The organism is Vibrio sp. D417a (assembly GCF_030248595.1).
GTDB classification, from domain to species: domain Bacteria; phylum Pseudomonadota; class Gammaproteobacteria; order Enterobacterales; family Vibrionaceae; genus Vibrio; species Vibrio alginolyticus.
The window spans coordinates 307,793-322,965 of record NZ_JAHGAM010000015.1 but is presented as its reverse complement, the minus strand read 5'-3'; the positions used below and the strand labels follow the sequence as shown (position 1 = coordinate 322,965).

The following is a 15,173-nucleotide window of genomic DNA, read 5'->3' as shown; positions in this document are numbered from 1 at the left end:
TCCTTGTTTCAGAGCTAATTTCTAGCTGCTCACTATGTTATAAATTATCTAATGTCATTTTTGAATCGAGAAGTAAGTTATGAGTAAAAAACTGCTGTCAGAAAAAGACCTTTTAGAAGGATTAACAAGTCATACTGCGCACACCGATGAATTCGTGACTACAAGTGAAAAAGATTGGGGGGCTTATTCGGAAGGTGCGGATAAGGCGGATATTGACTTTCTAGTTGAACGACGTGATGTTTTTGACTCTTCACGAATTGAATTTGAGGAAGATGAACAAGACCGAGAACTAGTTAAGCAAAGAGAAAACTCCCCAGAAATTGACGTTGATATTGATGAGTTGTGAACCAGTATGTTTGTGTTTCGGAGTTAATCACCAGAATCAAAAATGCCCCAAGTGTATCAACTTCTCATTTGTTTGAATTGCCACCCGACCGAAAAATAACAAAAGTTAGATTTAGCGATGATATGAGCGTAAAAGCTACGCTTTAGTCACTTAAATTGGATCATTTAGGGCTGGGTCTATACGAACTAGCTAAAGCGCAGAGTAAATATTTAATAGTAACTAAGAATAAGCCTAACTGTTCTTTGAGAGATCCAGAGCTATGGTAGATTGATAAAACGGAGCTGAGTAATCCTGAAAGATATGGTTGAATTGCTCACGGCTATCAAGCACAAAAGCAACTCGAACGTGGTCTAGGTTGTATGTCGTCAAAACAGAGCGTAACCAACCCGCCAACGAACTCTCCAAAAGCGCTCTACAGCCTACGAACCACACCCATGTTTGCTGATCACTTCGAATGACATCTAAGATTTCTGACTTGTATCGATAACCATCTCCCATTGAAGTTAGGTCGATGTACACAACACTAGCTCCCAGTCCATGGTTAATGCGATTGTACGTATCTTGAAGTTCTTTACCGCATTCACTATCAAATGTGTGAAGCCTCATTACGCCCAACTCCCAATAGCCGTGTATTAAGCGTTCTGGTGTACCTACAGGCCAGCTATCAAAGGTGTATAAGTTATCTTTACGCATCTACGAAACTTATTTTTATGAACGGATTAGAGAAGTGAAGCCCAATGGCTGGACACATAAGCCAATATCTTAAGTGATTGACCAGCTTATGCAGCGTAGCTCTGTCTGTCAAAGTAGACTTAATCAGGGTGAGGTCATTGAGTACCTGGTGTTTACGCTCCTCATTATAAAACACCATGTAGTGCCCGATTTCAAGCTCTGCTTCACGGGGTGTGCTGTAATCTTTTAAGCAAATCTCCTCGTATTACAGACTTCTCAATAGTCGCTCAATAAAAAGATTGTCAATCCAGCGACCTTTTCCGTCCATGTTGATCCATATCCCCCTGATTGAGCAACCTCTGTGTGAACTCAGTGCTAGTAAACTCGCAGCCCTGATCGGATAAAGATATCGGGTGGTCCGTAGTATTGGAGCACCTCTTCGAGAGCCACGATACATAAAACTTGTACCCATGGTGTTCGATAACCGCGAGGACAACACCTTACAGTTATACCAGTCGATAATGACAACCAAGAACAGGAACCCTTTTGTTGATAGTTCGTTCATTTACAAGAAAGTTTGTCACTTTTTTCTCTGTCGGTTTAAGTTGACAGAGGTGATATGAACTGCCTATAGCAAACACGCCTTTGCCCCAAATAAGATACGAACGCTAGATTATCAGCTCCCCAAAGCACAATTTGAGTTACTTTTAGTTATTCTAAAAATGTGGAAATAGAGTCAGACAATACCGCTACCAAAACGGCCTACACTTTGTAATTGTTTGAATTGAAGAGATTTATTCATCTTTCTGCAAATAATGTTAACTTTGTCTTGTTTTTTCAATGCATTAGCATGTAATAGTTTCTGTACGTTAAATTTTGGATAGTAGCTAATTTAGCAGATGTCCAAAAATTGTTTGCGGAACAGAACCAATGACTTTTCCGTCTATTCCAGAAATCAACGATAATTTGGATAAAGCCATCAATCGTTCTAAAGCAGATTTGAATTAAGTCAACGACGCATGGAGTAGCAACACACTCTGCTCTCCGCAGGGGTCGCGCTAAGCATCCTTGTGAACAATGAGAAGCACAAAGGAATACCAACTCACATGAATCCTCCAATCAAAAGCACTCAGTTAACCCGTCTTGGGTATGAATATCAGGACCTAGTATGTATAAGGATATTGGTTAACTGGTATCACGATAGGGATATATATCAGTGGGTAAAAGTAGAAAGTACCTCATTACCTGACGCAAAGGTATCCAGCTTAGATGATGTTATTGCCCTTCGAGCAGACGGAAAATACGAGCTAACCCAGGTTAAGTTCACAATTGATGCGAACAGAGAAGATCTTACACTTAGTTTTGATTGGCTAACGTATCGTACAGGGAATGGCACTTCTCTAATTCAAAAGTGGTTCAAAGACTTAACTGAAGCGGTTAAGAATAGTCAACTGGGAAAAGCCGAGCTAATAACAAATAGAAGGCCGGACACTGAAGTTTCTGCATGCTTGAAAAATGGAATGATCGACCTTTGCAGTATTCCAAATGAGCACCTGAAGATTATTGAATCCCAGTTAGGTGGAAAGGCCGAGGCTGAGGAGTTCTTCAACAATTTCAACTTTATACATAGCCAACCAACGATTGATAATCTAGAGAATCAGCTTCATGACTCTTTAGTTCCAGACCACACTAACGAAGAGGGCTGGCACAGATTTTTATCCAAAGTAAAGAGATGGGCTACTAGAAAAGGAGAGCCTTCGGCTGATGGATGCATAAGGTTTGAGGACCTACACAGCTTATTGAGTCTAGGAGTCAGCCGGGATCTCTCTCAGTATTTTGATATACCTGAAAAATACCTCCCCCCAACAATGAATTTTCATCAAGATGTTACTAATAAGCTAGAGACGGGGGGAGCTTGGGTTGTGTCGGGCGCTCCTGGTATGGGAAAAAGCACCTACCTCTCCTATTTGTATGAAAATCTACAGGCTAAGAATGTTGCTGCAGTGCGACATCATTATTCACTGGGCCTTCAAAGTCTGGACGATAGGATTTCTTTCTTTAACGCCGCATCATCAATTATTAAGCAAATCAAAAACTCCCCAATGATTTCGTGGGTTGGGCTAGATGAATCACCAGAGAATATAGATAAGTGGCTAGTTCGTGTAGGAGAGGAGGCAAGCAAAAAAGGGAAAAAATTTATACTAATTGTGGATGGATTGGACCATGTATGGAGAGAGAGGTCTGATATATCTCAATTAGAACATTTAATAAATAGAATTCTACCAGTTCCAGAAGGCGTAACAATTGTCTTTGGAACTCAGCCGGTCAGTAGCTCTAAGTTGCCTAACAGGTTGCTAAGCAATTGCCCTGTCGAAGGTGATCGGTGGGTGGATATCCCTTATATGGATTTGTCTGCAATTGGATCATGGCTTGAAGGCTTACGTGATTCCGGTGTCGCCAATATTGGAGGAAGCACATCTGTAAGCTCTATTCCTGAAATAGCTCTAGCATTACAACAGATTTCAAGCGGATATCCTTTGCATGTAATTTATTCGTTGCGTACATTGTTAGCTAAAGAAAAGAATGTGTCCGTTTATGATATCGAGAAGCTGGATAAGTGTCCGGATGGTGATATTAACACTTACTACTGGAATATTTGGGCAAACCTCTCGGAACTAGCTAAGGAAATTCTATACTTAATGGCTGTGACAGAATTTCCATGGCCAGGTAAAAATAGCTTTGCAAAATGTTTTGAAGGGACACAAACATTTTTAGAGGCGTATAAAGAAATTGAGCATTTGGTGGAACACCGCCGGAGCGGTGTGTTTCCGTTTCACGGAAGCCTATTAGTAAATATCCAGAAGCGGAAAGAATTTGAAGGCGCTAAAAGAAGGCTATATCCGGTTGTAAGTAATTGGCTTAGCAACGACGCTCCATCATTTTGGAGGTGGGCCTGGGATTGGATTGTACAATCGGAAATGAAAAACATTGATCCGCTGCTTAAAGGTGTTACTAAAGAGTGGGTTATAAATTCGTTATGCGATGGGTATCCGTTGGGGCATATCGAACATATTATCTCTAGTGCTGAAAAAGTAGCTTTTTCTAATAAAAATTATACTCGCCTAGTTGATTTGCGTCTGATGAAAACTAGGTTTATCAATGGTCCTGAATATCAGGTTCAGGATTTTTCAGAATTTTCTCGCTCGGCTATGAAGCATTCTGATGATGAATATGGATTGCTTTGGAAATCGGACAATATAAGAACATTAGATATCGAGGATATCGTCGCTGTTGCATCACTATGTAGGGAAAAGTATCCAGAAGTTGCAGAGAACTGCTATCAAGAACTATACAAAAGGGCAGTATTTTACGCGAATATATATGAAGGAACTGAAAATAAATTTAGCTTAATAGTTGATTCGTTAATTCAAGTTTTGTGTGATTGTGATGACCCAGATGTGGGCAGAGTTACTGATTTAATTGACCGGATTACCCCTAAAGATGGTTTGTATGAAAAGCTATTTTCATCCTTGTTAAGAAGCGATAATTCAGAATATATTTTTGATATTGACTACTTTAATCTCCCTGAAGAAAGTAAACCGAAGTTTTTAGAATACTCTATAACTGCCGCTTGTATTTCAGGTATTGATCTATCTAGCAGAGATTATCGAGGTGAGGTATTATCTTCTTCGTTTGGTGTGTCGTATTATTTATTAAAAGATCAGATACTAGTACATAAGAATTTTATTGGTCCGGTATATTTTAGGCATAAAGATGTGTCAGAAAGTGAGTTGCTTGATTTCTTCTTTCATACATTGAATGATCATTTGGCTTTTGATGTATTAACTTTAGATAAAGAAATTTTAAAACTCCAAATTGATGATAATTATGACTTTTCGATTTGGTTTGGCTTTTATATTGCAGCTGTGAATACAGCGAAGTTAATCCGTAACGGCGAAAAGTTAAACCCTTTAGATATCTACAAGTATATAGAAAGTTCGGGTTGCAAAAAGCATATTGGGTACGATTATGAACTTCATTCTAAAACATTATCTGTAATACATGCCATTCCTAATGCATGCATCAAAATTGCTTTATTGCTGAAAGAAAAAAATCTTTTTGAAAATATTGATAAGAAATATCTTGATGAGGTTCAAGACTATTCGTGGTGGAGTCCAGTCGTTTTCTTTCAAAAGTCAGTAAAACAGTCTTTCGTTCCTGTCGACCATGATAGTGCTAATAATTACTGGTGTGATTCTTTAAATGACCTTAACAATAGGGAAGGTAATACAGCTGAACTAGGTGATGAGTGTATTGATATTGTATCAATTTCATCTTCACTCGGTTTAAAGGATGCCGTGAAAACTGGTTTAGAGCAGGCTTGTAAGTACATGCTTGGCTACGGGTATAGAAAAGATATTACATTTCATGAGGTGTTTGAATCAATTCAGGCATGTTCTGATGCTGATATTGGGGATGTTGCTGATTATTTGAAGAGGGTTTCATGTTTTACAGTAGACATGTTCTCATTCACGGAGAGGGAAATAAGGCATATACCATTCTGGTATATGCAACTGTTGAGCAAGCATTTGCCTAGCAGAATATACGATGAGTTTTCCTTTCACCTTGAAGAGCAGAATTGGTATGTACTTGAAGATATTTTAATTGCTTATATAAAGAACGGTGACATCAGTTTGCCTGGTGTACTAGATTTGATTGGCTGCTTTTATTCTTATGGTTTGGTTGAGGCTATTAAAGAACGATCAAATGAAGATTCTTCTCTTGACCCAGTACTCCAAGAAATTGTTGAATATTATGGTACAGAGCCACCTAAGCCAAGAGATAGAGATTCTAGTAGCAATATAGATAAAGAAGAAATAAAAATTCCTTTTGGTTCTTATGTGCCAGAGTATTTAGGTGATTTAATAGAGAGAATAAGAAAAGAGTATAGATACTCAGATTCTAGTTATCTTTCACAATGGATAGAACATTGGGTTGATCTTGGAGAAGGTCTGCGAGTCATAGCTGAATATGAAAACTTCTTCAAGGACGATGAAGACCTCCCTTATTTATCTGGGCTTAAGGAAAGTATCGATGCTATTTATCAAGCGAGCAAGAAGCTTCAAGGTAAAAGGAGGGCGTATGTTTGGGCACTTAGAAGTATTAGAGCTAATAGTTATTGGAGTAGATATTCTGGCTCAAAATCTGAAGAAATGATTTGCTATTATGCCCGAGAGTATAGAGACCGATGGGAGGAACTGTTCGCTGATTCAACTCATGGTGAGCACCTTCAATTGCGTGGCGATGAGTGGTCAATTGTACCAACCAGTAAGCTAGTAATGTTTTTAATAGCTGTTGGTCAGAATGATTTAGCGACGGATGTCACTGACGTAATCGTCCGTGGTTTGGAAAGGGATATAGAGCACTTGCCAATTCGAGAGTCCTATTGGTTGCACGATACAAAATCTAAAGAGGTATGGGCCTTTAGTTTTCTCTTAAAATTTTATCAATGGCCAGATAAAGCTGTAAAGAAAAAAACAGCTATGAAGATAGCCCATATTATTGATAATGACGATAGTGGCTTGTGCAGAAAAGAGTTTATAGAATGTATTAAATCACTCCCTAATGAAATGTCTGTCGTTGAATATTTATCAATACTTCAGCTTGTTGAAAAAAAACATTTTGATGCAGACGAACTTATAGAGGCGGTCCCATTTCACTCCTTGTCTTTGAAATATCTATTTGAAGATTTGGGGTTTTACTACGACGAGAAAAATCTAGCTAATTCATATTTGGATAAATCTATATATATTGGAATTAGTGAAAGGTTGAAAAAATCTTTAAACGGAGTGCCTGGCTATATCTCAACATCTATAAGTACTTTGGGCAACAATGTTGGTGCTGACCTTCTTGGCCATATGTCCTCAGAGCTGGAATACATTAATAGTAGGGAGAATTATTCTTACTTTGATCCATACAGCTTCACCGGCGGCATGTTTTGGTTGCGGGATCATCTGATGTGTAGTTTATCTTCAGCTACAGAGTCGGCGGTGATGTCGGCTTATGTACGAACTATTTTATATGCGGCTAATAATTACTCTATTGATCAATCTGAAGTATTTCACTTGGTGCAACAGGCCAATCCTTTCTCTGAGTTGCTTCATTCTGTTGGTCCAATATCTAGACCTGCTTTTTGGCCAGATACGTCAGAAATCATACAGAATGAACAGTTACCCGCTGAGAGGAAACTGAAAAGGATTTTGGACAAGCTTGCATGTAATGATGATGTGGTGCTGGGTGGTTCGGGGCCTGTTGTGCATCAAGTTAATGGTATCAATGTTGATCTAGAGGTATTCGCCGTGAGCATTGCTGAAGGCTGCGAACTAAATGCTTCAGAAAAATTTAGCGCAATTGAAAATAATCAAAACCCAATTTTTACAGGTGTTTACCCTTTATCAATATGTTTGCATGAAAAAATCGCTAGTAGATTTGAAGTTGATAAAGCTGTAAGAGGATTATATGCGCCGCATTTATCTCTGGGAACGGGTACTCCATATATTGAAAGCAATACTGATGGAATCAGTTTTAAGGAAGGTGATATAAATATAGCTAAGTGGGAATTCTGGTATCAAGACTGGTACCCGGCTCGTTATTATGGCTTAGGTCCTTCTTTGGGGGTAGCGACTATAGCAAGTCCTAATCTAAGGTTTATTCTTAAGTCTTCGGATGAGCAATTCTATTTAATTGGGCGATTTAGTGTGGTTAATAAAAGTGGATTTTCTACGGATAATGCGAATACAGAGCATTTCTACTTTGAGTCTAAGCTGAAACCTGGTCAATTAGAAGCATTGGATACCAGTTATGTTTCACCAGTAGTATCTGAGTATATGAAAACTTACATTGCAGGCAATCGGCTACCCAGAGGGAAAATGTTTCGAAATATTCACATTAAGTAGTAGGTAGTTGATATGGGTTTATTAGGTGGTTGAATTTGCTCTCTGAGTTAGATGTTTTGCAATATCCTATTTAATCCGTTAAATGCTAATTTAGTAAACTCACTGACTCATTTTGTCCAAAAGTTTCTTACGCGGAGTTGTGGTTGTATGTGGTTGTATGATGCAAAGGAGGATTGCTTGTATCGCAGAGCGCTGGTTAGCAACGAAATGTCGAGAATTGCTTTGATCGACTTGATGGGATAGTTGAGAATTTTAGGGTGATTTTCTCAGGTTTTGGTTAGAGAAAGTGCTTTTTGTTGAGAAAGTTGTGATTCCATTGGTACTACTGGCTTCTCTCATGATTCATAAAAACAAAAAATAATTCTTGCATAACTTAAATCATCCCAACCGTCCTTAGTCGAATAAAAACAAGCCTTTCATTGATTAAATGAAAGGCTTGTTTGCTATTGGGGCTCCCAACTTTGACGTCTCGCTAACGAAATGCTGCTCAGTTTATTATTTAGTGTTGTAAACTTAGGAGTATGATTTCAACGCTTTACACTTCTATTCCTGATTGTTTTGATCAGGATTGTTCCCTATGAGGTAAACATGACGTTTCATTTCCCCCAGAAACTGCGCCTGACATCTTGGGTGACATTATTCGCACTTGCCGTCATTATGTTCTCCCCAATGGCTGTTCATGCGACTGCTACTGACGATATCCAAGAGCCTTCTGCTGCCGAAATCTCGATTGACAACTTGAACCGAGAGATTGTGGATTTATCCCAAAGCCTCTCGCAAGCGAGTGGCGACGAGCGTGATGCCCTTCAACTGCAACTATTCCAAAAGAATGAAGAATTAAGAAGCCAGTTAGCGTCAGCGATTGAACGTGAAACTATCTCTCGCGACAAGCTGATCTTGCTAGTTAAAAAACAAGAACAATACTCTGAGGATGCGACGAACTATCTATCGGAAAAAATAAAGAAAGTCGTCGAGGATTTAAATAAGGCTAAGGATGAAGAGAAGCTTGCTCTTGTTAATGATTATCGAGAGCTACAGCGTTATCTTGATGTTAGCTTCGATTCGAGCTGGCAAAATCTCGCTTGGTTGAAGGAGCTAGGGGCCCAAAACGAGCGCGCAGAAGCGGAACTAAAAGATAAAATTGATAAACGTATGCGCTTACTGTCTGCTTCTATTGAGTACTTGAGTCAGCAAAGTGAGATCATTGGCTCCCAACTTTCGTCTAGCCCAGAATCGGAAAAAGCGTCGTTGCAACTTAGTCAGCTCATTACTAAACAAAGGCTAAATATTGCGACAGAAAGCTTACGCAACCTGATTTCAATTGGTGATAAAGTCGGTTTAGAAACGTCTGAATACAAACGCCAAATTTTTGAAGTGACGGGTAATATCACCCATGATTTACTGAATACCAAAGTTGTGTGGTCAATACTGAGCCACTGGTCCAACTCGGCACTGGATTGGTTTGCCGAGAATGCACCGCAGCATATCTTCCAGTTGTTTGTTTTTGCGCTGATTTTATTGATCGCTCGCGGACTGGCTAAGTTAACGCGCAAAGTGGTCCGTAAGGCAGTTGCATCGAAAAACTTAAAACTTTCCCACTTGATGCAGGACTTCTTTATCTCGATGTCCGGCAAATTCGTGTGGGTGATCGGTATCATGGTAGGCTTATCTCAGCTTGGCTTGAACCTAGCGCCAATCCTAACCGGTTTCGGTATTGCTGGTGTGATTATTGGTTTCGCGTTGCAAGACACGTTATCCAACTTCGCGGCGGGTATGATGCTGCTTATTTATCGTCCATTTGATGTTGGTGATTTTGTGTATGCTGGCGGTGTGGATGGCAAGGTAAGCCATATGAGTTTGGTGAACACCACAATCCGTACGTTTGATAACCAAATTATTATTGTGCCTAACAGCAAAATCTGGGGAGATGTTATTAAGAACGTCACGCATGAACGCATTCGCCGCGTGGATATGGTGTTTGGTATTGGCTATGCGGATGACCTCTTAAAAGCGGAGTCAGTATTGTCTGATATCATTACCTCTCACCCTTCGGTACTTCGCACTCCAGAGCCAATGATCAAAGTTCATACATTAAATACGTCTTCTGTAGATTTTATTGTGCGTCCTTGGGTAAAAACGGATGATTACTGGGATGTATACTGGGATGTGACAAAAGAGGTGAAACTACGCTTCGACCGAGAAGGTATTTCGATTCCTTTCCCACAACAAGATGTGCATTTGCATATGGTGGAGAAGCAAGACGCCTAATCACAGGTCCCAACAAGTGAAAGGCACTCTAGGTAGAGTGCCCTTTTTGATCTTCAGTTAGCGCCATAGTTACAGTTCGTTAAAGAACACCAGTTTCGGCTCGCATTCTAACAAGTTGTCGATCTGGCTAATCAAAAGAGCAAAGTGTTCTGTTTTACCATGAAGCTCAAATGCTTGTTGGTTTTTAAATTGCTCCTGAAAAACGAAGTGGCATGTATTGTCTTTATCTTGGAACAATTGATAACGAACGCAACCTTCTTCATTGCGAGTAGGTTCAAGCGCTCGGGTAAGTACCTCTTTCAACTCTTGTTCTTTTCCCGGTTGTGCATGAAAGGTAGCCGTCAAGTGAATCATAATGTTTACTCTTTTTGTTATAGGTAACGCCCTTGGCGTTGCAGGAACTCAATTTTGTAACCATCAGGGTCGGTTACAAAAAAGAACGTTGCTAAATGCTTTTGTTGATGGTCAAAGGCTTTGATGTCACCAGTTTCAATGCCGAGAGATTTAATGCGTTTGTGGGCTTGTTCAATGTCCTCCACGCTGACGGCAAGGTGGCCGTAACCTGAGCCGTGAGTGTAGGGCTCACTTTGGTCGTGATTGTGCGTCAGTTCCAATTCAAAGCCAGTTTCTTGGTTGGCTAGATAGGTTAGAGAAAAGCCATCAAAGATGTATTGATCAGCGACTTCTAGTTCAAGTACGTCACAGTAAAATTGTAGAGAGCGGTCCAGATCACTTACTCGGATCATGGTGTGAATCATTTTTGTCATAGGTACTCCTTGATAGTCCGCACAGGTTAGCGATTTCAAAAGGAGTCTGGGTAGTACTCTAGTACGACAAATTAGAAGATGCTCAAGGGTTTATAATACGGATGCATAGCCTAGGATGGTTATTGGTCGGTTGGTTGCTATTAACTGTTAAGTTGCGCAAGTGCTTGACGAGTGGTCTCTTGAGGTTGGCGGGCGTAAGTGAGGCAAGCGCATCGAAGTAAGGAGGCAAAGTTGTTCACTTCACCATTGTATTCGAGTGCTTCTTGATAAACAGTGCTTATGAATTTAGGAACCGTCATGTTTTGAGCACTAGCGATTTCCTCAAGAATTGTCTAAAAGCTCGCTTCAAGTTTTACACTGGTCGCGTGACCATCAATACGGATAGAGCGGGTGATGAACTGATAGTTGTCTTGGGGTTGCTTAGCAAAGATTTCGCACATTTTCTTTATTCATATAATTAAAGACCCATAATTATTGTGGTGTACGATTTAAAACGTCAACTGTTTTCATGCATAAAAAAACGCTCCCTTGCGAGAGCGTTGAAACATCACGAGTTGTGAAGTAAGTGCAAGTTGATTATTTAATTTGTTGTTTCAAGTACTCGCCTAGTTGCGAGTGGTGCATGATTTTTGATACTGGAAGGATAGTTTCTGCAGGTCCCCAAGCAAATACGTTGACAGGAGTATGCGTATGAGTACCCGTCCCCCATACTGTGTTTTGCTTTGTTGCATGCTCACGCGCTAGCAAGTTGCCACGGTCGTTGTAAGGAAAGAAAGCATCAAAGTCATTGATTGTCGGTACGTTCTCTTCGCTTAAGTATTTGTGTCCAGCGAGTCGGTATGGATTTGGTTTACTTGCTAATACGCGTTCTGCTTGCTCAGGCGTAATCGAAAAATCGCTATTTGCGTTCACGACTTCCGCAAACTTCTCTGGAGTTTGCTCTTTCTTATCAAGCGCTTGGAATTCACTGATCATGCCGTAGTAACTTTTCTTTTGGTTGTATAAACCATCGAGGATCTCGAACTGACCAAAGTTGAAGTTTGGCGCGTAATCCTGATTTTTGAATGCTTCGCCGTCGCGTTTTTGTGGTTTAGGCAAGTTTGCTGATGAGTAGCTAAAGCCAAAAGAGCCGGTTTCGTGGTCAGCAGTAACAATGATCAGGGTGTCATCACGGCCTTTTGCCCACTCATAAACTGAGTTTACCGCTTCATCGAATTTAAGCATTTCATGCAGCATCGTACCTGCATCGTTACTGTGGCCAGCCCAGTCAATTTGGCCGCCTTCAACCATCAAGAAAAAACCGTCTTTGTCTTTTGAAAGAATGTCGATTGCTTTGGTGGTCATTTCTTTCAGCGATGGCTGCGTGCGTTTTGGATCGTTTTTGCTTTGACTGTAGGCAATACCATCGTTCATGCCCGAGTAAGCAAAAAGTCCAAGTAATTTGTCACCTTTAGCTTGTGTGAGCATATCGCGGCTGAAAGCCAGGTTGTAACCTTGGTCTTGCGCCTCAGTAAGCAAGTTGCGTTCGTCTTTGCGTTTCGATTTTAGGTAGACATTTCCTTCAGTGAGCTTTTCAAGCTGCTCGTATGTCTCTCCCTTGTCGTTTGTCGACTTTGGAATCCAATGACGAAGTCCACCAGACATCATCACGTCTACGCCTGTTTCGAGCATATCCGCCGCAATACTGTTTTCTAGGGAGCGATGTGGTTGATGAGCGGCAAATGCTGCTGGCGTTGCGTGGGTCATACGCGTATCAGAGACGAGCCCAGTTGCTTTACCTTTACTTTTGGCTTTTTCTAAAATAGTTTCGACATGGTTGCCTTGGCTATCAATGCCAATGACTTCAGAAGCGGTAGGGATTCCTGTCGCTAGCATCGTAGCTGAGCACGCAGAGTCGACGACAATTGCGTCTTCTGGATTGGTCAGTGATGATCCAATCACACCTTCTTGAGCGAGTTTGTATAACGCTGTGCTTTCGCCTTTGTAAACCGAGTTAGGTGCGTGTTTTGCGTAGGTCTCGAGTAAACCAACTTGTTGAGGACCCATGCCGTCGCCGATCATCAAAATGACGTTTTTGATTTCAGCTGAGAGTGCATTGAAAGAGAGGGTAGATGCAGCCACTGCCGTAACGATTGGAGATACTAAGCGCTTCATTATATTTTCCTTGTTTATTGAAAGCGCAGGCATTAAAGCAATGATTTATGAAGGTTTTGTGTCGGTAATAAAAGTTTAACCAAATTGTCGTTTTTGTTTGGTTTTGCAGAAAAAATGAGTCGCTCTCTAACGTTCGTTAGTTTGGAAAGAAGAAAGCCCACAAACGTGGGCTTGGATTACGCTTAGGAGTTGAAAGCATGGACTAAAGTTATCCATTCAGTGCCTTCACAAGAAACCTAGTTTAGGGAGCAATAAACGAGCATGTATTATCGGGCCACAAGAGCGGTCGAATTCACTTACGTTTGCATCATATCGTTCTTTGGCTTATTAAATTATGGGCTGCAGTAAGTGTTTGGTTCAAATAGGATTTGTTGTCGTGACGATTATCAGACTGGTTATCAGACTAATGCCAGTATGATGCCACCAACGGTAAGTGCCGCAGAAAGGTATTGACCCGCAGAATATGAGCCATCCTCTTCTTTCTCGATTTTATCGGGGTGATCCATGCCAAGCGCACCATGCGTGAAAGATTCGACCTTTTCACCAACAGATTTATCTTCTGCTTCTATTTTCTTGCTGTCGTGCTCGATTTGTTGCAGAGCGGCAAGTAGCGCTTTGCCTTCGGTCGAAAGCGTCACTTTATTGTGTTCGACTTTCAGCGGCGAAGCACTAGTTTCTTCTTGTGCAATACTTGCTTGTTTAGAGGCGACAGATTGTTTGGCATAGCTATTAACAGAAGTGCTTCCTACTGGATTCATCGAATACTCCTTGGAACATCGACACTCGGTCACTGAGTGCGGGTAAAAAGCAGTTATATTTTTATCGGCGGCAAAGTTTATTTCTGAAGCTATTTGGATAAAAACAGGTCTGCTTTTGCCGCTTCTAGTTTCTATTGGTGATCATTAGCAAAAAATAGACCAGCAGGAAGCAGATCCTTGTCACTCGATGAACTCGGAGCGGTTTGATGATGCAACGCAACGACAAGGTAGTAACTTAAATTGAAGACCAGCTACTTACATTGAAGATCGTTATTGCGTTTAGTTAGATGTTGATATGCCGCCATGCGGTGAGCATCTTGTACATACCGTACTGGTGGTGCGAGAACCTCTAACTGATAGTCAGTATTATCGGAAAGCACGTTATCTGTTGGGCTAATTACAACCACTTTTAAGCTCGGGTTGCGGCTTAAGATTGATGCTGCCGTACCCAACCCTTGCTCGGTGTGAAACTTGCCTGCAACATGGACAACCTGAGCGCCTGGGTTGTCGTCTAGGTAGCCAACGATAGATTCCGCCATAGTTTCATCCCAAGTAACTTGAGCTGCAAACTGTTTTTCCGTCTGCTCTGGCTTACCGTGATGCATGGATGCCATGAACTTTTCTTTGTACGGACTACTACCAGTGTTGATGGCTTGTGCAATGAACATCCGCTGATCATCATCGAGCTTGTTAATGTAATCTAGCCCTTGTCGACCAATGCATCGAACAATGCTCTTTGGTGCATTTGCTGCAATGACCGGGAGATTTTTCTGCTTAGCAAACTCCACGAGAGGGCGATAGTCGCTTTCATAATTGGGCCAAGCGTTGGCTTGTTTCATTAAGTACTGTTCGCCGATCTCCCCACGTAGGTAAGCGTCAACAACAGGTTGTTTGTCACGGGTAAATTGTTCCATAGATAACGCGAGTGAGCGGTCGTAGGACGTAAGTTGTTTGAGCATATCGGTTTGAAAGCGATGAATGCCGGCGTGTGTGTGCCATTCACCAATAAGAATGACATCTGCTTGTTGCAGCTCAATTGGCAGTTTGCTTAGAGCGATGTGCTCGCCAGAAGGGGTGTATAGTTGGTAGTCGTAAAAACTAGTGACTTCCGCTGAGGTTGCGTGAGAGTTGGTGTGCGTATATGAAGAGCAACCAGTAAGTAAGCCTGCAAAGAGCAAGCTCAAAGTAGAAAAGCGCATTGAAAAGCCTCCAAAAATGTCCGGATGATATTAATGGAGGCTGAGCAATGAAT

Annotated in this window: 9 protein-coding genes and 2 pseudogenes; 3 read left to right on the top strand and 8 right to left on the bottom strand. The window is 41.1% G+C overall.

Annotated elements, in window-relative coordinates; all coding sequences use genetic code 11:
• The first annotated feature begins 79 nt into the window (after positions 1-79).
• Complete coding sequence (locus KI742_RS15200; RefSeq protein ID WP_005379032.1) at positions 80-346, top strand: hypothetical protein; 267 nt, start codon at positions 80-82, stop codon at positions 344-346.
• Between the two features lie 231 nt (positions 347-577).
• On the opposite strand, the gene KI742_RS15195 is transcribed toward KI742_RS15200, so the two are convergent.
• Both KI742_RS15195 and KI742_RS15190 read right to left on the bottom strand, forming a co-directional pair.
• Complete coding sequence (locus tag KI742_RS15195; RefSeq protein ID WP_213899713.1) at positions 578-1,039, bottom strand: hypothetical protein; 462 nt, start codon at positions 1,037-1,039, stop codon at positions 578-580.
• Between the two features lie 86 nt (positions 1,040-1,125).
• Positions 1,126-1,565 (bottom strand): annotated as a pseudogene (locus KI742_RS15190) (transposase); the annotation flags it as partial.
• A 559-nt stretch (positions 1,566-2,124) separates the two neighbouring features.
• Between KI742_RS15190 and KI742_RS15185 the strand changes: the two are divergent.
• A complete protein-coding gene (locus KI742_RS15185; RefSeq protein ID WP_258500736.1) occupies positions 2,125-7,974 on the top strand; it encodes an ATP-binding protein in 5,850 nt (1,949 codons plus the stop codon).
• Between the two features lie 588 nt (positions 7,975-8,562).
• A complete protein-coding gene (locus KI742_RS15180; protein WP_005380681.1) occupies positions 8,563-10,242 on the top strand; it encodes a mechanosensitive ion channel family protein in 1,680 nt (559 codons plus the stop codon).
• Between the two features lie 69 nt (positions 10,243-10,311).
• Here the strand turns inward: KI742_RS15180 and KI742_RS15175 are convergent, their stop codons facing one another.
• From KI742_RS15175 to KI742_RS15150, 6 genes and pseudogenes are all read right to left on the bottom strand, one after another.
• Positions 10,312-10,596 (bottom strand): putative quinol monooxygenase, encoded by a 285-nt coding sequence (locus KI742_RS15175; protein WP_005384942.1) that lies wholly within the window; start codon positions 10,594-10,596, stop codon positions 10,312-10,314.
• Between the two features lie 17 nt (positions 10,597-10,613).
• Positions 10,614-11,009: a VOC family protein gene (locus tag KI742_RS15170; RefSeq protein WP_005380685.1), complete on the bottom strand. Its 396-nt coding sequence runs from the start codon at positions 11,007-11,009 to the stop codon at positions 10,614-10,616.
• A gap of 140 nt (positions 11,010-11,149) precedes the next feature.
• A pseudogene (locus KI742_RS15165) lies at positions 11,150-11,449 on the bottom strand (ribbon-helix-helix domain-containing protein).
• Between the two features lie 136 nt (positions 11,450-11,585).
• Positions 11,586-13,163 (bottom strand): alkaline phosphatase, encoded by a 1,578-nt coding sequence (locus KI742_RS15160; RefSeq protein WP_025767190.1) that lies wholly within the window; start codon positions 13,161-13,163, stop codon positions 11,586-11,588.
• A gap of 398 nt (positions 13,164-13,561) precedes the next feature.
• Positions 13,562-13,921, bottom strand: a complete 360-nt coding sequence (locus KI742_RS15155) for a hypothetical protein (RefSeq protein WP_005380688.1) — start codon at positions 13,919-13,921, stop codon at positions 13,562-13,564.
• A gap of 251 nt (positions 13,922-14,172) precedes the next feature.
• A complete protein-coding gene (locus tag KI742_RS15150; RefSeq protein WP_285385556.1) occupies positions 14,173-15,120 on the bottom strand; it encodes a ChaN family lipoprotein in 948 nt (315 codons plus the stop codon).
• Between the last annotated feature and the right edge of the window lie 53 nt (positions 15,121-15,173).